Source organism: Bacillus pretiosus, from assembly GCF_052947655.1.
The window spans coordinates 3,910,904-3,932,754 of sequence record NZ_CM129593.1; the positions used below are offsets into that span (position 1 = coordinate 3,910,904).

Here is a 21,851-nt window from a genome sequence, read left to right on the forward strand (position 1 = left end):
CATCTATTGTATATAATAGGCGATGTTCGGTCAACCACATCGCCTATTATAATTATAAACATTTTGCGTCAAATTCCTACTGAATGTCAATAATAGCGTTTTCGCCCTTCTTAACATTTCCATCTTTTTTCAATTCGACTTGTTGTCCTTGTTGTAAATTCGTAAAGACAATTGGTGTAATGATAGATGGTGCATTTTCTTTTACAAATGCAAGATCTACTTTTAATAATGGTTGTCCTTGTTTCACTTTGTCGCCTTGTGCTACAAGTGCTTCAAAACCTTCACCATTTAATTTTACAGTATCAATACCGAAGTGGATTAAAATTTCTTTTCCGCCTTCAGATTGAATACCAATCGCATGCTTTGTAGGGAATACGTTGACGATCTCACCGTTAACTGGAGAAACTACTGTTCCTTCTGTTGGCTCGATTGCAAATCCGTCTCCCATCATTTTTCCTGAGAATACTTGATCAGGTACTTCTGTAATCGGTAAGATTTTCCCTTCAATTGGTGATACGATTGTTTCGTTTTCATCAACTTGTTTAGGAGTTTCTTCTACCTTTACAGGCTCTTCTTTTTCAACATGAGGTGTACGACCTGACATAATATCATGAATTTGTGATTTTAATGTGTCAGATTTCGGTCCAAAAATAGCTTGAATGTTATTTCCAACTTCAAGTACACCAGCTGCTCCAAGCTCTTTTAAGCGATCTTTGTTTACATTCTTTTGTTCGTTAACTTGAACACGTAAACGAGTAATACAAGCGTCTAAAGAAGCAATGTTTTCTTTACCACCAAGTGCTACTAATACTTCACGTGGAAGTTCTCCTGCTTCTGTTTTACCTGCGCCGTCATTTGCATTTGCTACTTCACGACCAGGTGTTTTTAAATCCCATTTACGGATTGCAAAGCGGAATCCGAAGTAGTAAATAACTGCTAGTACAAGACCAACAATAATTACCCACCACCATGCTGTACGGCCTGGCAGTACACCGAATAACATAAAGTCGATTAAACCACCAGAGAATGTCATACCAATTTTAACACCTAAAATTTGCATTGTCATAAATGATAGACCAGCGAATACTGCGTGAATTCCGAATAGTACTGGTGCTACGAATAAGAATGAAAATTCAAGTGGTTCTGTAATACCTGTTAAGAAAGATGTTAATGCAGCAGAACCTAAAATACCAGCTGCTAATTTTTTATTTTCTGGACGTGCTTCATGGTACATTGCTAATGCTGCTGCTGGAAGACCGAACATCATGAACGGATACTTACCAGTTGTAAATGTACCTGCTGTTAATTCTACACCGTCTTTTAACTGTGCCATAAAGATTTTTTGGTCACCACGGATTAATTCGCCAGCTGCATTTGTATACTGACCGAATTCGAACCAGAACGGTGAATAGAAAATATGATGTAATCCAAATGGAATTAATGAACGTTCAATTAAACCGAATATGAATGCTGCTAATGTTCTATTTGCATCAATCATTTGATGTGAGAACGTATTTAAGCCACCTTGAATGTATGGCCAAATGAAACACATGATTATACCTACTACTAAAGAGAATGTTGCAGTTGCGATCGGTACGAAACGCTTACCTGCGAAGAAACCTAAGTATGATGGTAATTCAATGTTGAAGTATTTATTGTAGCAATATGCCGCTACTATACCGACGATAATACCACCAAACACTCCCGTTTGTAGCGTTGGAATTCCTAATACATTTGCATATGCTGGATCTGTAAATCCAATTTTTACTGGGTCTGCTCCAGAGCTTGTTACTTTCACTAGCTTATCTACTTCTAAGAACACACTCATCGTTTTGTTCATAATTAAGTAGCCGACGAACGCTGCTAATCCAGCTACTCCGTCTCCACCAGCTAAACCAATTGCTACCCCAACTGCGAATAATAATGCAAGGTTCGCGAAAATAATATCACCAGATTGTTCCATAATTTTTGCTACCATTACGAACCAATCTGCTTTTAAAGCAGGAATAACATTTGTTAACTGTGGATTTTGAAATGCATTACCAAATCCAAGTAAAATACCTGCTGCCGGTAAAATCGCTACTGGAAGCATTAACGCTTTTCCGACTTTTTGAAGAACACCAAAGATCTTCTTAAACATGGAAACCCTTCCTCTCTTATCTATATTGATACCTTCCGACAAACGCCAAAAAGACATGAGGAAAAAAAGATAGAACGATAGCTATACAAAGGGTAGTATATCCCTTTCTCAAGCTTACATTCCTTGCTTTTCTCCACTCATGCCTGATCGAATCAGTAACACGTGTCAAAAATAGGTTTACGTATAAGTTCACTATAATTAAGGCAAACGTTTTCGTTACTTACCTTAATGTGTTTGTCGAAATTTGTATAACTTTGCAATAGTTATTATACATAACTATTGTAAGCGATTCAATGATTTTTTTTAACGTTTTCATTTTAGACAAAAATATATGTCTTTTTACACATGCTCTGCTTTCACTAAGCGCTGCAGGTGCATCGTTAAATATATGCTCTCTGCTTCATACACAGGAAGTTGCAATTCTTTTTGCATGACCTTAACTAGCTTCCAAGCTAAATTATAACAGACAGGATATTCTGCCTTTAATAAATCAGCAAAACTTTGTGATTCCTCTACTTTTTCCCCTTTTTTTACCCGTTCAATTGCGTATTGTAAATGACGGATAAGGCGTAAATAGTGGATACTTTCTTGGTCTAATGTAATTTGTAAGTTTGTCTCAATTAAAGATACGAGCTGTGCAATGAGACGGGAGTTTTGATTAACTGAAGATAAATCTGAATTTGTAAGCGAACTGTAAATATGGAGTGCAATAAAACCAATTTCTCCTTCTGGCAATGTAATTTGTAAACGAGAATTTAAAAGGTCTACAACACCTTCAGCAATTTCATATTCCTCTGGATAGAGCATTTTCGTTTCAACTAAAAAAGGATTATCAATTGTAAGTCCTTGTTTTAACCGCTTAATCGCAAAAGAAATATGATCTGTTAAAGCGATATGAATATGTTCATTCAATGGTGATTTTGCTTTTTCTTGAATGTAGAACATAATATCATTCATTAATTCAATTAGTTTTTCACTCACATGCGGCACTAACAGTTTGTATTGTTCACGATCACGTTCATTTTTTAAAACAAACATTTTTTCAATTTGTTCTTGCTCCAATACATCTTTCGCTTTTTTCCCAAATCCAATTCCTTTACCAATCACTACTACTTCCTCATGTTCAGGATGGCTAGCAATGATGACATTATTATTTAAAACTTTTTTAATTTCTAGATAATTATTCATATAACACCACCCTCGTACTTAAATAGCCTGCTTTTATGTTACAGAACATTCTTCTTTGTCGTCAATGTAAAACATCTACCATTTTATAAAAATTCATTTTTTAGACATGTTTATATATGATGCGTATAATGTAAGAGCAACTGTACATAGAAAGGAGATAACAACATGATTAAAATGTTTGTAAGTGATATCGATGGTACAATGATGCAACACGGAGGGTTAATTGACGAACAAGATATTGTAGCACTTCGTAGTCTTGCTGAGCAAAATGTTATTCTTTGTTTCGCTTCTGGCCGATTGGATAATGAAATTGCAGACTTAATGAAAGCTGTAAATACAAATTTCCATCGTATTAGTGTAAATGGTGTTTTCGTGTACACACATGAAAACAAGCAACTATTATCCGCAACATTCGATTCGAGTATTCTACCTGATCTGTTAGCAATGACAAATGAAGATCCTTATTTTCGTTATGTAAGTGATGAGCATAATTATTACATTGAAGAGAAAACACCGTTCATTCAAGAGCTTGAACAACAAGTAACGATGACTTCTGTTGAAGAACCGCATCTATTACAGAAAATTGATGATACAATTTTCCCAAATAAAATCTCTGTCGGTGGAACAAAGGAAAGCTTACAACTCCTTCAGAAAAAAATTGATGAAAAATTCCACGGAAAAGTTAGTACATTCATTTCAGCAGAACAATGTTTAGATGTAATGCCACCTAATATTAGTAAAGGGGCTGCTATTTCTGTTTTATTAAAAGAGTTTCAACTACAACCAGAGGAAGTTGCTTGCATAGGGGATTCTTATAATGATATCCCGATGTTTTCTTTAACTCCTCACAGTTTTGCTATGTCTCAAGCAGATGAAGCAGTAAAAGAACACGCTCACTATGTAGTAAATACAGTTAAAGATGCTGTTAACCACGTAATTACTCATAATAAAAATACGACTCACTCCTTGTAAGGATGAGTCGTATTTTTTCTTTACATGTTAAACAATTTGACATTAACTGTACTTCACGAACTGAAATATATTATTTGTTACGTGCGATGTTTGTAATAAACTTATAACGATCCCCACGATAAATACATTTCACATACTCTAACGGTACTTCACCTTCTGAATATGACCATTGACGCATTACAAGCACTGGCGCCTTTTTAGGAATATGCAGATGTTCAGCTTCATTATCCGTTGCAATTGAAGCTTCAATTGATTGAGTAGCGCTAACAAGTTTAAAGCCCAGTTTTTTCTCTAAATGTTCATATAAAGATTGTTGCAATATTTCTTCGTTAATATCTTTTACAAGAGCTGGCGACAAATATGTCGTCTCAAAAGCAATCGGTTCATCATCAGCTAAACGTATACGCCTCACTTCATAAACCGACTCTCCCTCCTGTATTCTCAACCGGTCTGCTATTTTCGCAGTAGCTGGAACTAGGCGGAAACTAAGTAATTGACTACTTGGGTTCATCCCACGAGAAATCATATCTTCTGTGAATCCCGTCATTCCTTGCAATTTTTGTTCCACTTTCGGAAGTTGGACAAACGTACCGATTCCACGTTTCCGATATAAATAACCTTGTTCCACTAAATTATTAATCGCCTGTCTGATTGTCATACGACTCACTTCGAACTTATCGCAAAGTTCATTCTCAGATGGGATTTTATCTCCCGGCTTCCATTCGCCGTCCTCAATTAGCTGTTTCACCCACTCTTGAATCTGATAATAGATCGGAAATGGTGAATACTTGTCGATGTTCATCAGCAATCGCCTCACTGCATAAAGATAGAGCTTCTTGATCAGCGATTACGGTTACATTCGGATGACGTTGTAAAACTGTAGCAGGACACGCTTCGCTATATTCACCTTGCAATAATTCTTTCACAGCTTCTGCCTTTTTAGAACCCATAGCAACAAGTAGAATTTGTTTCGCTTTCATAATGCTTCCAATTCCCATTGTAATCGCATGCGTTGGCACATCTTCTTCTTTTTCGAAGAAGCGAAGGTTTGCTTGGCGTGTAGATTCTGTTAATTCAACAATGTTTGTTGGAGAATTAAACAGTGTTCCTGGTTCGTTAAATCCGATGTGACCGTTTTCACCGATTCCAAGAATCTGTAGGTCAACTGGGTTAGCAGCTAGAATGCCCTCGTAACGTTTGCACTCTTCCTCTAAATCACTTGCCATCCCGTTTGGTACATAAGTTTGTTTAAATGGAAGATGATCAAACAACTGTTCTTGCATGAAATAGTGATAGCTGTTTTTATCTTCATGTGGTAAATTTACGTACTCATCTAAGTTTACAGTGGTTACACGGCTTGTATCAAGTTTATTTTTTCGCATTTCTGCATAAATACCTAATGGAGAGCTTCCTGTAGCCATTCCTAATGTTGGATTTTCTTTTGTTTTTACAACTTCTTCAATTAATTTATATCCTGCTTCTGCTAGTTCTTCTGGAGTTTTTACAACAAGAATATTCATTTAATTACTTCCCTTCCTTCATATGAATTCCTAAACGAACCGTATCATATACATGTAAATCTTCATTCATCACAACAAAGTCTGCATCTTTTCCTACCGCTAATGCACCTTTATGATTTAATCCAAACTCTTCTGCTTGGTTAACTGATGTCATCAGTACTGCATCTTCGATTGAACAACCTGTAAATTCAATTACATTTCGAAAAGCTTGATCCATTTTTAGAATACTACCAGCTAACGTTCCATCTTCTAATCGAGCACTACCATCTTTTACATGTACTGGCTGTCCGCCAAGCTCATATAATCCATCTTCAAGACCTTTTGCACGCATTGCGTCAGTAATAACACTTACTTTTTTCGGTCCTTTTAATTTATATGCTAATTTCACCATATCAGGGTGAATATGAATACCATCTGTAATTACTTCAACCATTACATCTGGATTTAATAACACATGACCAACAACTCCTGGTTCTCGGTGATGTAATCCACGCATTTGATTGTATAAATGCGTTGCATGTGTAATGTTTCTATTTTTTAGTTGCGCATCAATTGCATCTGTATGCCCCATTGTGCCAACAACACCAGTTTCAGCAAGATACTGCTCAAACTCTAACGCACCTTCTTCTTCAGGTGCATATGTTACTAATTTAATTAGATTCCCGCTTGCTTCCTGCCATTGTTTAAATTGTTCAATATTCGCAGGAACAATATGTTCAAGTGGTTGTGCACCTGCACGTTTTTTTGAAACATACGGTCCTTCTAAGTGAATATATTCGAAATGTGCTCCTTTTTCTTTTGCTTCCTTCGCAGCATGTAGTGCCGCTTCGATTGCTTCTGGAGCTTGTGTCATTGTTGTTGGAAAGTAAGTTGTAACTCCTTCTTTTAACATTTCTTTACCTAGAGTTACTAATCCATCGCTATTTGCATCCATCGCATCAATATCGTATCCACCATGAATATGAACATCAATCATACCTGGAATCACAATCTTCCCTGCTGCATCTAAAACCGCTTCATTTTCTTGTGATACATATTGAGCCATCAAACCAATTTCTTTAATTGTTTCTGCGTAACGAATAAATCCGTTTTCCACTACTTCTTGACCTGTATAAATTTTGGCATTGATGACAACTTGCGTTTTCATTTTCATCGATCCTTTCCCATGAAATACCTACTTGTTATTATTACCTTATTCGCCTAATTCCATCTTAATATATGCACGAGTAGTTGTCTAGACATTCGAATGAAATTTCCTCTTTGTTTAACAAAAAGGAAACTTAGTACGTCTCTTGCAATTATAATATATGTTATTCAGTTTTCCAAAAAGGGAGAATATCCCCTATCATATTACTCACTTAAGTAATGGCATTAATCCACTAGAGCCTATTGTAATATGCTCGCCGTCTGTTTCCATTTCTACTGTACGTTTATTTGTTCCATATATCATTATACCATGCTGTTTTAAGCGTCTCACTACACTTTGATGCGGATGTCCATATGGATTTCTGCTTCCATATGAAAGAATCGCAAACTGTGGTTCTACTTTTTTTATAAACATTTCACTTGTTGAAGTATAGGAGCCATGATGTCCCACCTTTAACACATCTGCATGTACATCAAACTGCTTTAATATTTCAGTTTCCGTCCGCACATCAGCATCACCCATTAGTAAAAAATCCGCTTTTCCGTATCGTACCTTCAACACAATTGAAGATTCATTATTTTCATCTTTTGATTTCCCATTGTTTAATACTTGTATGGAAACATGCGGATCTAGCGGTATGTATTGTCCCTCTTTTACTGAAACGAAAGGAATTCCTCTTTTTTTAATATGATTCCGGTATGTATGATACGTAAAAGAACTATATGTTTTTCCACTATCTAATATAAGCGATACCGGCATTTGCTCTACAATCGGAATAAGTCCTCCAATGTGATCCATATCAGGATGCGTACTGACGATAGCATCTAAATGGTTAATCCCTTTTTCGATTAGTTTTTGAATGATAACCTCTCCGGCTTCATAAGGTCCCCCGTCAATTAACATCGTTTGTCCATTTGGCAATGTGATAAGTGTCGCATCACCTTGTCCAACTTTTAAAAAACTCACTTTCATTTTACCAAAATGTTGCCGCTGCATATGTAAAGGAGACGCGGTATGAATAGACATCATATATCTTTTAGCCGATGCACTATTTAAAGAAAAGCATAACAAAACAGAAACTAACAATAAAATACCTCGCATACTTCTCATAACTCGTCTCCTTTTTTCAATTAGTATGGCACGGTATATAATTGATATACAAAAAAAGCTTAGCAAAATGAAGTGAACCCGAATAGTGGTACATGAAAAAAACACCTCCTGAATTCGCATACTAAGTATGCAAATTCAATGGAGGTGTTTTTTCGTATGACGACAAGAGTTCATTACCCAGAAGAAACAAAGTGGAAAGTAATTGAAATGAAGAAAGATGGTTATTCAAATCGTACAATTATGGAGAAACTCGGAATTAAAAATGTTTCCCAAATTAAGACATGGATGAAATGGTATCGTACAGATCAAACGTATCGTTTTCAACAACCTGTAGGAAAACAATATTCTTATGGAAAAGGACCAAAAGAGCTCAGTGAATTAGAACAACTACGTTTAGAAAATAAGCATCTAAAAACAAAATTACTTGTATGGGGAAAGTATCTGGAAATCGAAAGGGGCTGAAACCAGAAACTGTAGTTACTTTATGGACCGATTTAAAAACAAAACTAACGGTAAAAGAATTGTGTAATGTATTAGAATTACCCCGGTCTACATTTTATCGTTGGTTACAACGAACAGTGGACCTGAGAGATGAGATAGAAGAGAAAATAAAGGATGTTTGTCTTCGGCATAAATTACGATATGGATATCGAAGAGTGACCGCAACTCTTCGGAAAATGGGGCTGTGTGTGAATCATAAAAAAGTATTACGAATCATGAGACGAAATCACATTCTTTCAAAAGTACGTCGAAAGAAAAAGAAATATATCAATGGTGCGGAACCAATGGTAGCCCCTCATCGATTGGAGCGTGAATTCGATGCATCCAGACCAAATGAAAAGTGGTTTACAGATGTGACGTATCTCTTATTTGGAGAGCGTACCTTGTATTTATCAACGATCATGGATGCCTTTAATCGTGAAATTATTAGTTGTGTCATCAGCGAATCACAAACACTGACATTAGCGATGAAGACATTGAAACAAGCAATGAGAGGGCGAAGAGTAAAAGATGTCCTTCTTCACTCGGATCAAGGAAGTATTTATACAGCAAAAGAATTTCAAGCGTATGCCAAAGAAAACGGCATTATCACCAGCATGTCCCGGAGAGGAAATTGCCATGATAATGCCGTCATGGAAAGCTTCTTTGGTCATTTGAAAAGTGAAGCTTTCTATTCACAATAGATAACAAAAGTATCCAACACAACTGTGCGAAAGATTGTGCTAGAATACATTCATTACTACAATTGTGTGCGAATTCAAGAAAAATTAAACCACCTATCCCCTAAAGAATTTAGGGAACAAGTGGTTTAGGTGTTTTGATAGGTGTCCCGTTTTCGGGGTTCACTTCAAAATGCTAAGCTTTTATTTCGATATCTCCTGTAAAGAACCAAAGAATAAATCTGCTTCATTCATTTGTTCATTCTCTTCAGAAAGTGCCGGTAAATCATCTAATGTTTTCAATCCAAATGTATCCAAAAATTCTTTCGTTGTTCCATATAAAATAGGACGCCCTGGCCCTTCTGCTCTTCCCATTTCTTTTATAAGTAAGTGTGAAACTAACGTTTGTAACGCCTTATCGGTTTTCACCCCTCTAATCTCTTCCATTTCAGTCCTTGTAATAGGTTGACGATATGCCACAATCGCTAACGTTTCTAAAGCAGCCTGAGAAAGTGAAGCAGCTGTTGGGATATCTATTAATTTTTGATAGTACGAAGCATGTTCTTTCTTTGTAGCAAAACGATATACTTTTGCATACTGTACAATTTGCAAACCGCGGTGTGCACCTTCACATTCTTTTTGCATTTCTTCTAAAATATCGATTACTTCATTTCCTTCAATTTCAAGCACTTTCGCTATTTGTTCTGGATAAATCCCTTCATCACCAGAAACAAATAAAAGCCCTTCAATGATTGATTTCTGTTCTTTTCTATCCATTTTACGAGCTCCTTCCTCCAATTTTCTCCATAAAAATACACATCAAAAAACCGAATCACAATCAATGCGTTCGGTTCAATATTTTTTCTCTTGTTCCAAACGATACATTCAAACCTAGCATGAGATATATTATTTCCATCCCATTTTCCATACTAAATCTATGCAGATTTAGTAGAGCTTGATACGAAAATTTCATCAAAATTATGTTCTTGTTCAATTATGATTTGTTGATTTTTCATAAGCTCAAGAACCGCTAAAAATGTTACAACCATTATCTCCCGTTCATCATCAACAAACAAATCATAAAAACTTTGACGACCACCTTGTATTTCTAACTGTTTTAAAATATCAATCATGCGCTTTTCAATTGGTATTTCTTGACGAGTAATACGTGTTGTTACAGGTTTCTTTGCTTTTTTACGGCGCATTAATTTTTGAAATGCCGCTAGCATATCATATAACGTAACATCAAGAGGCAAGTTTGTCTCCTCTTCTTGTTGTAACGATGTAAAATCAATTGGCGGACGTGTATATAGCTGTGCTCTTTCTTGTTCTCTTTCTTTTAGCTCAGTAGCAACTTGCTTATATTTCTTATATTCAATTAACCTCTCCATCAATTCTTGACGAGGATCATCTATAAAGTCATCACCGTTATCAAGTACATCTTCTTCATGTTTCGGCAACAACATTTTACTTTTAATTTGTAATAAAGTCGCAGCCATTACTAAATACTCACTTGCAACATCTAATTGTAGTTCTTTCATCGTATGAACATAAGATAAATATTGCTCTGTAATTTCCGCTACAGGAATATTATATATGTCAATTTCATAACGATGTATTAAATGTAACAATAAATCTAAAGGCCCTTCAAAAGCCTCTACTTTAAAATTATACTGCACAAAGCATCCCACCACATTTTTTCTATAACAACATAAGTATAGAGCATACTCATGTTCTATCCAACCTTTTTAAGAAATTTAATTAAAAATAGACCTATGCCTATATCATCATGCCCACCGCTTCATATGATAACAGTGTAGTAAGAACAATGTAGGAGGTCAAAAAACTATGGGTCACGTTGATTGCGGTTTTAGCGGTGGGTTCGCATTACTTGTTGTATTGTTTATTTTACTAATTATTGTAGGGGCAGCTTGCTTCTGCTAATATGAACAATAACGACTAGGGACAATTCCCTAGTCGTTTATTGTTTATATTTCTATGATACACTTGTATTTATAACCGTTAAACAGGGGTGAAGAAAATGTATCCTACCGAATACATACAATTTTTAATTCATTTTCACGGAGATTATGATTATTTTGAATGCCACGAAACACTGGAAGAATATTGGAAAACAAAACCGAGAGGAAGTCGTGATAATTATTTAGTCGGACTTATTCAAATTGCAGTTTCTTTATACCATCAAAGACGCTCTAACTGGAATGGCTCAGAGAAGATGATGAAAAGCGCCATAACGATTTTAGAAAAAAACAGTGCACCTTTACTACGTTTAGGAATAAATCAGACACAACTTATATGCTTACTCCAGGATAGATTGCAATCTATACAGAAAGAAGAGAGTTTTACACCGTTATTTTTACCGTTATCGGATACAGCATTAGAAAAGCACTGCATGGAATTATGTCAGAAACAAAACCTTCCTTGGAAAGACGTGAATGCTACTTCTAATGAATATATAATACATAAGCACACATTACGTGATCGAACAGAGGTCATCGCTGAACGAAACGAACAATTACAAAAAAGAAAGCAGAGATAATAAACCACTTATCTCTGCTTTTACGAATGTATATTTTGTTCTAGCCCTTTACACTTTTTGCAAAAACTTGCTGTTTGCTCATTTCCGCAAATTGTAAACTCAAGAAATTTACTCTTTAACTCTTGAACCATCTTCGTTCCAATACCCATATGACGATGAGACGGGTTCACACTCAAATGCTGAATTTCCATCACTTGATTCTCTTTTTTTACAATCCCCATTATCCCAACAAAATCTTCGTTTTGTTTCCACAAATACAATTGCCAATCATCCTTTGCCTCATAATCTTTCATAGTCAATTGTAATGTTTTCACATCTTTTTCAGTTGGCATAAATGAAAGAAGCCCCATTGCAATCTTTTCATAACTTTTTTTAAAACGAATTAACATAACCCTTATCCCTTCTTACAAAAGTTACAAACTATTAATCCCCTCAACCACTCTTTTCATATCACATTCATTTTACAATATTTTCAACAGAGTGAGAAGGGCCTAAAACAACTTGATAATCATACAAAGCAAAAAGAAGAAAGTCAAATATATGTTTCAGTACTATTTTTTCTAAGTAGATTAACAAAGAAACGCTGTTATATGAAAGTAAAAAGAAACATCCACCGCTCATTACCACTCCAATATTCATCACCTGAGAGCAAATGAATTCTAGCAAAATTAATGTAATAAAAATATTTATTGAAACATGAAATCTAATGTATTCTATGTAATTTGTTAAAATTTTGTTCTTATAAGCGCCATATTTTCGCTACAATAACAGTACTACTTGTATCATGTACTGCAAACGAAATACCCGTTCCTATTAAAAAACAAAAAAGAGAGCCATAGCTCTCTTTTCCATTAACTTATTCTTCCCAAACTTTAACTTCTTTCATTACATCGCCTTGACGCATGTTTAATACTGTTTCAATACCGCTTGTTGCTTTACCGAATACAGTATGTACACCATCTAAATGCGGTTGTGGCTCATGAACAACAAAGAATTGGCTACCGCCTGTATTACGGCCAGCATGAGCCATAGAAAGTGAACCTACAAGGTGTCTATGAGGATTTCCATCAGTTTCACATGGGATAGAGTAACCTGGGCCACCTGCACCTGTTCCTGTTGGATCTCCACCTTGGCTTACGAAGCCAGGAATAACGCGGTGGAATGTCACACCATCATAAAATCCTTGCTCTGCTAGTTTTTTAAAGTTTTCTACTGTTTTTGGTGCCTCTTCTGGGAAAAATTCTAACTCGATTTTTTCACCATTTTCCATTAATATGTATCCTAAAGTTTTCATACGTATATGTCTCCTTTCAACTATCTCAGCACTATATTACCACATTCATGACTAGAAACAAAAAGAATCCGACAATCTAGATACTTCTTTTTCGAAATGTGGAAAAAGCTAGGTGACAAATAAGAAATATATACTATAATAACTGTGTTGCCCGAAAATTTTAGAAAGAGAAAGGGAGCGATTTTTCGTGAAAACGAAATTACTAGCTCTGCTATTGGCTGTAACGGTATTTATGATGCCAACAGCTTCGTTTGCAGACATCATCGAAGGAGAATCAATTGTTACACTAGGAGAAAACTTGTCTGAACAACAAAAACAAGATCTGTTAAAAGAAATGAAAGCACCAAAAGATGCTACAATCATTACTGTGTCTAATGCGGAAGAACATAAATTTCTAGAAGGGATTGTTCCAAAAGCCCAAATTGGTACGAGAGCAATTTCCTCTTCTATGATTACATACACAAAGCCAGGTTCTGGTCTCATTGTACGTTCAAAAAACATTAATTCGATAACAGATGCAATGTACACAAACGCACTTATTACAGCAGGTGTGAAAGATGCAGAAATTCAAATTACTGCACCATTTAAAGTTTCAGGAACTGCTGCTTTAACCGGTTTAATGAAAGCCTATGAAACAACATCGAACAAAGCAATTCCTGAGGAAGTAAAAAAAGTAGCCAATGAAGAAATGGTGCAAACAGCCCAGCTCGGCGATAAAATTGGTGAAGAAAAAGCAGTTCAACTTGTTGCAAAAATTAAAGAAGAAATTGCCAAAGAACAGCCAAAAACGACTGAAGATTTACGTTCATTAATTAAAAAAATTGCGGATCAACTTGGTATTACATTAACGGATGAACAGTTAGATAACTTAGTTGCGCTATTTGATAAAATGAAAAATCTTAATATCGATTGGAATCAAGTTGGCAGTCAGTTAAATAAAGCAAAAGAACACGTTTCTGCCTTTTTAGGATCTGAAGAAGGGCAAGGTTTCCTAGATAAAGTTAAAGATTTCTTCTCAAGTATCATTGATTTTGTTAAATCGTTATTCAAGTAAAAAGAAGCTCGTCAGTGACGAGCTTCTTTTTTTATACAAGTAATGGCAATTTCATAACAGCTTCTTCGACCGAACGAACAATATGATTTGCCTTATTCTTCACATATGGATGAGCATGATGTAGAGTAAATGAATGCGGAGTTACTTCAAACATAGAAATATCATTGAAAGAATCTCCAATGCATGCAACTTCATTTGCTTCAATTTGTAAATGTTCCATTAGTCGCCTTAAAGCACTCCCTTTACTTACTCCCCTTGGCATAATGTCAACATAGCGTTTACCAGACATAAAAACTTCCGCTTCGCTCTGAAATGTATCTCGTAACTCTTGATCTAATGCTGCAATTGTCTCTTCTTCCCCAAAAACAAACAATTTCGCAGGATGTACAGTCTTACCAAATTCCTCTTCTAATGCTTCTATCTCAGCAATATGCACGCCCATATACGTTTCAAAAGTATGATGATGTTCATTCTTTCTTTTTGTATACCGTTGCTCATTTGCACAAACAATATCTGCTAGTCCCTTTTTATGGATATATCGATATATTTCCTGGGCAATCCCATCTTCAAAACTTGATTCATGAAATATTTTTCCATCCGGCAGTAACATCGTTGCTCCATTTAAACTAGTGGTGTAATACGGGAATGCAAACCTATTTACGACTTCATCAATTCGATGAGTAAAGCGGCCAGAGGCAAAACAAATATTTGTCCCTTTTTCAGCTAACCAACAAAGTGCACGTTCATCTTCTTTTTGCATATGATTCACATTGTAAACGAGCGTATCATCTAAATCACTTACAAATAATTTAATCATGTCCTCTTCCCCTTCCATACACAATATCTACTCTAAGTGTACACAAAAAATGTTTGATTTTTGTTAAAAAACAATAAATTTTTGCTAAAAAAATAAACGGGTGTATAATCCCGTTTATTTTTGTCTTTTTACATTTTGAGGTCTTACAATACTTGGTCGTACTTTTAAACTAGACATCGTCGGGCGAAGTAGAATTTTTGTTAATGCACCCCAATCAAATGGTAAAAACGGCCATAAATAAGGCGTTTGTAAACTTTTTATAGACGTTAAAAATAAAATCAATATCGTCATACCAATTACAAATCCCATCTCATGGAAGAGACCTGTTAAAATAATAACAAACAATTTTCCAACTTTATTTCCTAATCCTAATTCATAACTCGGTGTTGCATATGCACCGATCATAGAAACTGCTACATACAAAATAACTTCTGGTACAAACAAACCTACATCGATTGCTATTTGACCAATTAATATGGCGGAAATTAACCCTGCAGCAGAAGATAACGGCGTTGGCGTATGAATGGCTGCCATCCTTAAAAACTCAAGTCCGATTTCGGCCATCAACACCTGTAATAGAATTGGTAAATGTGTCATCTTAGTCGGTCCAATGAAAGCAAGTTTTTCTGGTAAAAGAGTTGGATCAAATACAAACACTAACCAAAATGGTAGTAAAAATAAGGAGAATAAGACACCTAAAAAGCGTACCCAACGTAAAAATGTACCGACAGCTGGATTTTGTCTAAACTCTTCCGCATGCTGTAAATGGTGGAAATATGTTGTTGGAGTAATCATAGCACTCGGTGATGTATCAACTAGTACTAACACATGTCCTTCTAATAAATGATTCGCCGCTACATCCGGTCTTTCTGTATATCGAATAAGCGGGAATGGATTATAGCTTTGCTTTACAACAAATTCTTCCACTGTTTTATCCGCCATCGTAATTCCATCGACATCAATGTTATTTAATTCTTGCTTTATAATCTTTACTAAATCTGGATTTGCAACATCTTGAACATATGTAATACAAATATCAGTTTGGGATCTATCTCCTACTCGAATCATTTCATTTCGAAGACGTGGATCTCGAATTCTCCTACGAATTAACGCTGTATTTACAACGATATTTTCAACAAATCCATCCCTCGCACCGCGTACTACTTTTTCAGTATCAGGTTCTGTCGGTGTTCGTCCTGGATAGCTGCGAACATCTATTGCGAACGCTTCCGTTTTACCTTCCACAAATATAACGATAAGTCCTGATAATACTTGGAGCATTACCTCATCCATCGTTTTCACTTTGCTTACTTGTTGATGGATTAAACGATTCTCTAAAAGCTTCACTGTATCTTCTTCTACATCCCTTATCTCATTTGTATCCACCGCTTCTTCTAAAATAGGGATAATATAATTTGTATCACAAAGTCCGTTTACAAATAACACACCAATTTCTTTATTTAAAATTTGAAATTTACGAATGCCAACGTCGTATGTAACACCCAGTCCAGCTGTTTGCTTTAAGTAATTTTCATTATCACTTATGAAAGATGAAATAGGGATATCCACTTTTTTAGGCTTCGTCATAAAAACCACTCCTTTCCAAAATTAATTGAATCGCTTTTCTAGTAATAGGTGATCCTCTCTCCCATTCATCGTTTCCACACATCTTACCAATATCACCAACTCCCACAATGACAGGAACATTCAGATCATCTAAACAATAAATTGTATCTCCGCTAATTCTGCCAATTTCACCATCTGGAAGTCCAAATTTATCAACACCGTATTCGGTTAAATTCCCGTTTCGATCTACACTGACATCTACACGTGCCCATTCCCAATGATGTGTATTAGACGCTACTGCCAAAATCCCCAGTACATCAATTTGTTTATGTGTGGCTACATATTTTAAAGCCTTTTCACCAGATCCTTCTCCAATAAATCCACTGTCATCAAACATGACAAATACAGGGTCATATGGCGTTTGCATAATAAGCTCAACAACTTTCTTCCCTGTCAATTTGGTTGGATTACTTTGTGATGCTGAAATACACCTTCCCCCAAATTCCTTCGTTAAAAGCTCAATTGTTCGCTTTGCATATTCATCTCCATCTGTGACCAAAACAACCCTTCGTCTCATTTGATTTATCCTTTCGGTTTACATATAAGTGCTACAAAAAATGAAAATAATATCGCTGCAGAAATGCCTGCAGACGTTAAACTAAACATACCCATACCAATCCCAATATATCCGTGTTTTTCTGCCGCATGCATTGCCCCATGTAATAGTGAATGTCCAAAACTTGTAATAGGAACTGTCGCCCCAGCACCAGCAAACTTTATAAGCTTATCGTACAATCCGAATCCATCTAAAACTGCTCCTATAACTACAAAGGTAGCCATTAAATGGGCTGGTGTTAACTTTGCGAAATCTAACAATACCTGTCCAATTACACAAATGGCGCCTCCTACAAGAAATGCATATATAAAATCCACAATTCACTCTCCCTTCACTCTCTCAAATACGACACCGTGTGCAATTGTTGGAATGGTTTCTTTCTGCTGCATCATCATCGGACTTAATAACGCACCAGTAGCAACGACAAAAATTCGTTGTAAATTCCCTTTTTGCATCTCGCTTAATAAATGACCATATGTGACAACAGCTGAACAAGCACAACCACTACCACCGGCAAATACTTCTTCTTGACCGGGATCATAAATCATTAATCCGCAATCATTATATATATGCCCAAGATCATAACCTTCTTCCAGTAACAGTTGTTTTGCTATTGGTGTCCCAATAGCTGATAAATCACCGGTAACAATCAAATCATAATCTGCTGCACTTCTCTTCAAATCTTCAAAGTGTTGTTGAATTGTATGAGCAGCAGCAGGTGCCATCGCCGACCCCATATCTAAAGGATTCGCAATCCCTAAATCTTGCACTTTTCCAATCGTAGCTGCCGTAATTTTAATAGCACTTTTTTCTTTACTAATTAATATGGATCCCGCACCTGTAACAGTGGAATTTGCTGTTCCTGGTTTTTGTCCCCCATACTCTGTTGGATAACGGAACTGTCTTTCAGCCGTTGCATTATGACTACTTACCGTCGCTAAAACACGATTTGCGAATCCACCATCTATAAAGGCTGATCCAACCGCTAAAGTCTCCATCGAGGTTGCACAAGCGCTAAACATCCCTAAAAAGGGAATCCCCCACTTACGCGCAACATAATTTGCTGTCACTGTCTGATTTAATAAATCACCCGCTAAAAAGAAATCAATTTGTGATGTTTTTACATTTCCTTTTTGCAAGACTTGTTGAATTGAATCTGACATTAATCTTCGTTCAGCAAGTTCCCAGTTTTCCTCTCCGCAATGTAAATCATCATATGAAATATCAAAATCCTTCCAAAGAGGGCCCTCAGCTTCTTTTGGACCGACAGCAGTACCGGTTGCATTCACATAAATATCATTTTGAAATACCCACGTTTGTTTTCCGGTCAACCTCATACTAGCCCCTCCTTTAAGACATAAAAATGTTAAAAGTATATCTTATTAATCCAATAACGTATGCACCAACGACCCCAAAAACGATAACACTTCCCGCTAGCTTAAACATATTTGTAGCAACCCCAAGCACGATTCCTTCACTCTTATGTTCTAGCGCAGCGCTCGCCATAGAATTCGCAAATCCCGTAACAGGTACGGCCGATCCCGCTCCAGCAAATTGACCGATTTTATCATATACACCACAACCTGTTAAAATCGCCGATAATAATACAAGCGTTGCAACTGTCGGATTTCCTGCCTCTTGTTCACTGAAATGAAAATAATGTATATAAAATTTCATCAATACTTCTCCGACAGTACAAATGAATCCACCTACAAGAAATGCCTTGACACAATTTAGGAAATAGTTTGGTTTTGGATGGTACTCCTTCACTTTATTTATGTAATCATCCTTTAGTTTTCGCCCTGTCATTTATATACTGCCTCCTACTTTACGAAATAAATCCAGTGAAACAATGAGCCTATTACTTTGCCAAGTACAAGAGCAACGAGTAAAACAACGATTTTCCCTTCTACCCCTACTCGTTTCGCTAAAATAGGTAAAACATTTAACACTTCTGTTAATGCGGCTGCAAGCATTCCAATGAATGTGCCACAAAATATTCCTAATATAACAAGCCAATATTGCGACGTTTGAAATGTAATGTTTTTCAAACTACACCAAGCTCCTGTTAACGTACCTGCAATAACTGCCCACTCAAAATATTGAATGTGCTTTCCACTTCTCGTTAATTGAGCTAGACGGGGGATTATACCAAGTACAGCTAAAAATGCGACATATCCGCTACCCACTGCAATTCCTCCCGCTAAACCAATTAAAATAACAAGCCCAGACTCAATCATCGGCAAGTTGTTTCATATTGTCCTTGTTTTCATGAACAATTACATATTGGTCAAGTGACTGCTGATATTGGAACATCTCCACTTCTAACGGACTCGGCTCTTCATTAATTCGCTTTTGAAATACATGATTAAAAAATAAGACCATACCTAACCCAAGACCTACTGAATAAGGAATTTGAAATAGCAGTGGCTGCGCCTTAAATTCTCCCGTAATCATGTAATATAACCGCTGGTGCACTTGTTGCATGCTTACATCTTCATGGAAATAAATGATCGCAAGAGCCGCTCCAATAAAAAGTAACAACCATACAAGTCCGAAGAAAACCGGATGTACTTTCTTTTTTTCATATATAATTTCAACAAGAGTTTGTCCAGAACCGAGTAAATTAATTTGTATATGAGCCGCTTTTCGCCTAATAATCTCAATAATTTTCATAACATCAATTACAACATGTGTCTTATCATGCGCTGTTATTTTGTAAACTACCTCATCCTGTAACGACTCAACTACCTCAGTATCTCCGGCAAGTTGAGCGACATCACGTAGTTTCACTTCATACGTAGGAGAAACTTTTAATCGATTACGCATTTTAATATAAATTGTTTGTTCCAATTTCTATTCACCTCTTCACTCTTCCTCGTAGTTGTAGTATGGTTATTGAATTTTTTTCTAATACAATTTTTTCATAAAAAAACATCTGTACCGTTTCGGTACAGATGTTTTTTAGTTTATGCCTTTTTCTTAAATAAATTTGCAATACTTAATGCGAGTCCTCCCCAAATGACTACCATACCAATCACCATCATCATAATCGCTGATCCGCTCATTATGAAACACCCCGATCTTTCCATTCTTTTTCAAGCTTAGCAGAATCTGAATGTATTTGTGCATTCCATTTCTTTATACTAATGATTAGTGCAACGATAAGGAAGGCTGCTGCAATTGACCAACCATATGTTACGACAAACTCCGTTGGATAATCTCCGTAGTTCTTTTTAATATTTTGGATTGTGCCATCAATTAACATGTACCCTAACATAAGCGGGGTAATAACGAGTAAACTTACTCTCCAAAACGTCCCTAACTTAATATCAGATACGAAGTTTGCATGATTTTGGTAAACTGGTAAACGGCGTAGAATGAGCCCTATCGTAACCACTTCCGCTAATGCAATTGAAATTAATCCGAAGTTATTAGCGAAATAATCAACAACATCTAGGAACATAAGCCCGCCACGTGTTGCAAAAACAAGAGAAACTAGTACGAGAAGCGTCCCCATAATTCCAATTGTTTTTTGGCGACTTAAGCTGAACTTTTCAGATACGGCAGCAAAACATACTTCCGCAAGTGAAATGAGGGATGTAATTCCAGCAACCGTTAATGATAAGAAAAATAATACGCCAAATAACGGTGACATCGGTAACTCATTAATGATTTGCGGGAATACTACGAACGCAAGTCCTACACCAGCACTTGCTACTTTATCAACTGGTACTCCCATATTATTTGCCATAAATCCAAGAGCTGCAAAGACCCCAATCCCAGCTAACAATTCAAATCCTGAGTTTGCAAAGCCAGTAATAAAGGCATTATTTGTTGTATCTGAGTTTTTCGGTAAATAACTAGAATACGTAATCATAATTCCAAATGCTAAAGATAAGCTAAAGAAAATTTGACCATAAGCAGCAAGCCATACTTTCCCATCAAAAATACGACTCCAATCTGGTTTGAAGAATGCATCCAACCCTTGCATTGCACCTTCCATCGTCACTGCACGAACTACGATAATAAGGAACATAACAACTAATAAAGGGATGAAAATACGATTAACAACTTCGATTCCTTTTTTAACTCCTTTAAATGCTACACCGAGCACGATAATCCAAACGAGAGCTAATGGAATTAATACTTCCGGTACGAGCCCTCCAAACTGTCCAGGCTTATCTGCAACATGCAAATACTCTTTAAATAAAAATGATTGCGTGTCTTTCCCCCATGCTCCAGTAATTGCAAAGTACGTATAGGAAATAGACCAAGCAATAATTACTGCATAATATGTTGAAACGATAAACGTTACACACATTTGCCACCATCCGATAAATTCAGCACGCGGACTAATACGGAAGAATGTAAGTGGCGCTGAACCACGATGACGATGCCCAAGAGCAAATTCAAACGCCAATAATGAAATACCAGTCGTTAATAATGCGAATAAGTACGGTAAAAAGAATGCGCCTCCCCCATTTTCATACGCTGTATAAGGAAAACGCCATATGTTTCCTAATCCAACGGCAGAGCCGACCGCTGCGAAAATGAATCCGGCCCTCGTTCCCCATTGTTGCCTCGTTTCCATATTTCCTTCCCCCTTTGTGACAAGTTCATACTTGGATTATATTTTAAATTTACTAAATTATCAATAAATTCTGTTAATTTTTACGAAAGTTTACAATCCCTACTAAATTAAAG

Annotated in this window: 24 protein-coding genes and 1 pseudogene; 5 read left to right on the forward strand and 20 right to left on the reverse strand. The window is 36.3% G+C overall.

From position 1 onward, the window contains the following. Positions 1-76: 76 nt before the first annotated feature. Positions 77-2,140: a PTS glucose transporter subunit IIABC gene (ptsG, locus tag ACU8YW_RS19925; protein ID WP_000473194.1), complete on the reverse strand. Its 2,064-nt coding sequence runs from the start codon at positions 2,138-2,140 to the stop codon at positions 77-79. Between the two features lie 339 nt (positions 2,141-2,479). Continuing rightward, positions 2,480-3,328 (reverse strand): glucose PTS transporter transcription antiterminator GlcT, encoded by an 849-nt coding sequence (gene glcT / locus ACU8YW_RS19930; protein ID WP_001067321.1) that lies wholly within the window; start codon positions 3,326-3,328, stop codon positions 2,480-2,482. Between the two features lie 165 nt (positions 3,329-3,493). Here glcT and ACU8YW_RS19935 point away from each other — a divergent pair, with 165 nt between their 5' ends. Beyond that, on the forward strand, positions 3,494-4,300 hold the full coding sequence (locus ACU8YW_RS19935) for a Cof-type HAD-IIB family hydrolase (RefSeq protein ID WP_088123344.1): 807 nt from the start codon (positions 3,494-3,496) through the stop codon (positions 4,298-4,300). Positions 4,301-4,370: 70 nt separating this feature from the next. Here ACU8YW_RS19935 and phnF read toward each other — a convergent pair whose 3' ends face one another. The 4 genes from phnF to ACU8YW_RS19955 form a co-directional block, all read right to left on the reverse strand. Beyond that, a complete protein-coding gene (gene phnF / locus ACU8YW_RS19940; protein ID WP_002194085.1) occupies positions 4,371-5,102 on the reverse strand; it encodes a phosphonate metabolism transcriptional regulator PhnF in 732 nt (243 codons plus the stop codon). Then, a complete protein-coding gene (nagB, locus tag ACU8YW_RS19945; RefSeq protein ID WP_001024205.1) occupies positions 5,032-5,820 on the reverse strand; it encodes a glucosamine-6-phosphate deaminase in 789 nt (262 codons plus the stop codon). Before nagB ends, phnF begins: the two co-directional genes overlap by 71 nt. Positions 5,821-5,824: 4 nt before the next feature. Then, positions 5,825-6,967, reverse strand: coding sequence for an N-acetylglucosamine-6-phosphate deacetylase (gene nagA / locus ACU8YW_RS19950; RefSeq protein WP_002107769.1), 1,143 nt, complete (start codon positions 6,965-6,967; stop codon positions 5,825-5,827). Between the two features lie 207 nt (positions 6,968-7,174). Continuing rightward, a complete protein-coding gene (locus tag ACU8YW_RS19955) occupies positions 7,175-8,077 on the reverse strand; it encodes a ComEC/Rec2 family competence protein (protein WP_001257286.1) in 903 nt (300 codons plus the stop codon). Positions 8,078-8,233: 156 nt separating this feature from the next. Between ACU8YW_RS19955 and ACU8YW_RS19960 the strand changes: the two are divergent. Continuing rightward, positions 8,234-9,390: pseudogene (locus ACU8YW_RS19960) on the forward strand (IS3 family transposase). 51 nt (positions 9,391-9,441) lie between these two features. Here the strand turns inward: ACU8YW_RS19960 and scpB are convergent. Then, on the reverse strand, positions 9,442-10,014 hold the full coding sequence (gene scpB / locus ACU8YW_RS19965; protein WP_000375162.1) for a segregation/condensation protein ScpB: 573 nt from the start codon (positions 10,012-10,014) through the stop codon (positions 9,442-9,444). A gap of 158 nt (positions 10,015-10,172) precedes the next feature. Then, entirely contained in the window at positions 10,173-10,916 is a 744-nt protein-coding gene (locus ACU8YW_RS19970; RefSeq protein WP_001199757.1) for a segregation/condensation protein A, read from the reverse strand. 169 nt (positions 10,917-11,085) lie between these two features. On the opposite strand from ACU8YW_RS19970, the gene ACU8YW_RS19975 reads away from it, so the two are divergent. Both ACU8YW_RS19975 and ACU8YW_RS19980 read left to right on the forward strand, forming a co-directional pair. Then, on the forward strand, positions 11,086-11,181 hold the full coding sequence (locus tag ACU8YW_RS19975; RefSeq protein ID WP_000510194.1) for a YjcZ family sporulation protein: 96 nt from the start codon (positions 11,086-11,088) through the stop codon (positions 11,179-11,181). 97 nt (positions 11,182-11,278) lie between these two features. Then, positions 11,279-11,797 carry a DUF309 domain-containing protein gene (locus ACU8YW_RS19980; RefSeq protein WP_088123345.1) on the forward strand — a complete coding sequence of 173 codons (519 nt, stop codon included), beginning with the start codon at positions 11,279-11,281 and terminating at the stop codon, positions 11,795-11,797. Positions 11,798-11,817: 20 nt separating this feature from the next. Here ACU8YW_RS19980 and ribT read toward each other — a convergent pair whose 3' ends face one another. Beyond that, positions 11,818-12,186, reverse strand: a complete 369-nt coding sequence (gene ribT, locus ACU8YW_RS19985; protein ID WP_088064345.1) for a GNAT family N-acetyltransferase RibT — start codon at positions 12,184-12,186, stop codon at positions 11,818-11,820. Positions 12,187-12,653: 467 nt separating this feature from the next. Then, on the reverse strand, positions 12,654-13,091 hold the full coding sequence (locus ACU8YW_RS19990; protein ID WP_000853789.1) for a peptidylprolyl isomerase: 438 nt from the start codon (positions 13,089-13,091) through the stop codon (positions 12,654-12,656). A 187-nt stretch (positions 13,092-13,278) separates the two neighbouring features. On the opposite strand from ACU8YW_RS19990, the gene ACU8YW_RS19995 reads away from it, so the two are divergent. Further along, a complete protein-coding gene (locus tag ACU8YW_RS19995; RefSeq protein ID WP_000850509.1) occupies positions 13,279-14,145 on the forward strand; it encodes a DUF1002 domain-containing protein in 867 nt (288 codons plus the stop codon). 31 nt (positions 14,146-14,176) lie between these two features. Here ACU8YW_RS19995 and ACU8YW_RS20000 read toward each other — a convergent pair whose 3' ends face one another. The 10 genes from ACU8YW_RS20000 to ACU8YW_RS20045 all read right to left on the reverse strand — a co-directional run bounded on the left by ACU8YW_RS20000 (position 14,177) and on the right by ACU8YW_RS20045 (position 21,738). Further along, positions 14,177-14,980, reverse strand: coding sequence for a Cof-type HAD-IIB family hydrolase (locus tag ACU8YW_RS20000; RefSeq protein WP_002008448.1), 804 nt, complete (start codon positions 14,978-14,980; stop codon positions 14,177-14,179). A gap of 96 nt (positions 14,981-15,076) precedes the next feature. After that, positions 15,077-16,549: a spore germination protein SpoVAF gene (gene spoVAF / locus ACU8YW_RS20005; protein WP_426933844.1), complete on the reverse strand. Its 1,473-nt coding sequence runs from the start codon at positions 16,547-16,549 to the stop codon at positions 15,077-15,079. After that, positions 16,536-17,105, reverse strand: coding sequence for a stage V sporulation protein SpoVABEA (gene spoVAEA, locus ACU8YW_RS20010; RefSeq protein WP_001254416.1), 570 nt, complete (start codon positions 17,103-17,105; stop codon positions 16,536-16,538). Before spoVAEA ends, spoVAF begins: the two co-directional genes overlap by 14 nt. Positions 17,106-17,110: 5 nt before the next feature. After that, complete coding sequence (gene spoVAE, locus ACU8YW_RS20015) at positions 17,111-17,461, reverse strand: stage V sporulation protein AE (protein ID WP_000345909.1); 351 nt, start codon at positions 17,459-17,461, stop codon at positions 17,111-17,113. A 3-nt stretch (positions 17,462-17,464) separates the two neighbouring features. Beyond that, positions 17,465-18,481, reverse strand: coding sequence for a stage V sporulation protein AD (spoVAD, locus tag ACU8YW_RS20020; protein ID WP_088123347.1), 1,017 nt, complete (start codon positions 18,479-18,481; stop codon positions 17,465-17,467). A 13-nt stretch (positions 18,482-18,494) separates the two neighbouring features. Further along, positions 18,495-18,953, reverse strand: a complete 459-nt coding sequence (spoVAC, locus tag ACU8YW_RS20025) for a stage V sporulation protein AC (RefSeq protein ID WP_000147730.1) — start codon at positions 18,951-18,953, stop codon at positions 18,495-18,497. Positions 18,954-18,967: 14 nt separating this feature from the next. After that, positions 18,968-19,384, reverse strand: a complete 417-nt coding sequence (gene spoVAB / locus ACU8YW_RS20030) for a stage V sporulation protein SpoVAB (protein WP_000572948.1) — start codon at positions 19,382-19,384, stop codon at positions 18,968-18,970. Then, on the reverse strand, positions 19,377-19,997 hold the full coding sequence (gene spoVAA, locus ACU8YW_RS20035) for a stage V sporulation protein SpoVAA (protein ID WP_087985124.1): 621 nt from the start codon (positions 19,995-19,997) through the stop codon (positions 19,377-19,379). Before spoVAA ends, spoVAB begins: the two co-directional genes overlap by 8 nt. 116 nt (positions 19,998-20,113) lie before the next feature. Further along, positions 20,114-20,212 (reverse strand): methionine/alanine import family NSS transporter small subunit, encoded by a 99-nt coding sequence (locus tag ACU8YW_RS20040; RefSeq protein ID WP_000016829.1) that lies wholly within the window; start codon positions 20,210-20,212, stop codon positions 20,114-20,116. Next, positions 20,212-21,738, reverse strand: coding sequence for a sodium-dependent transporter (locus ACU8YW_RS20045; protein ID WP_000450092.1), 1,527 nt, complete (start codon positions 21,736-21,738; stop codon positions 20,212-20,214). The genes ACU8YW_RS20040 and ACU8YW_RS20045 overlap by 1 nt, the downstream gene beginning before the upstream one ends. Positions 21,739-21,851: the final 113 nt, after the last annotated feature.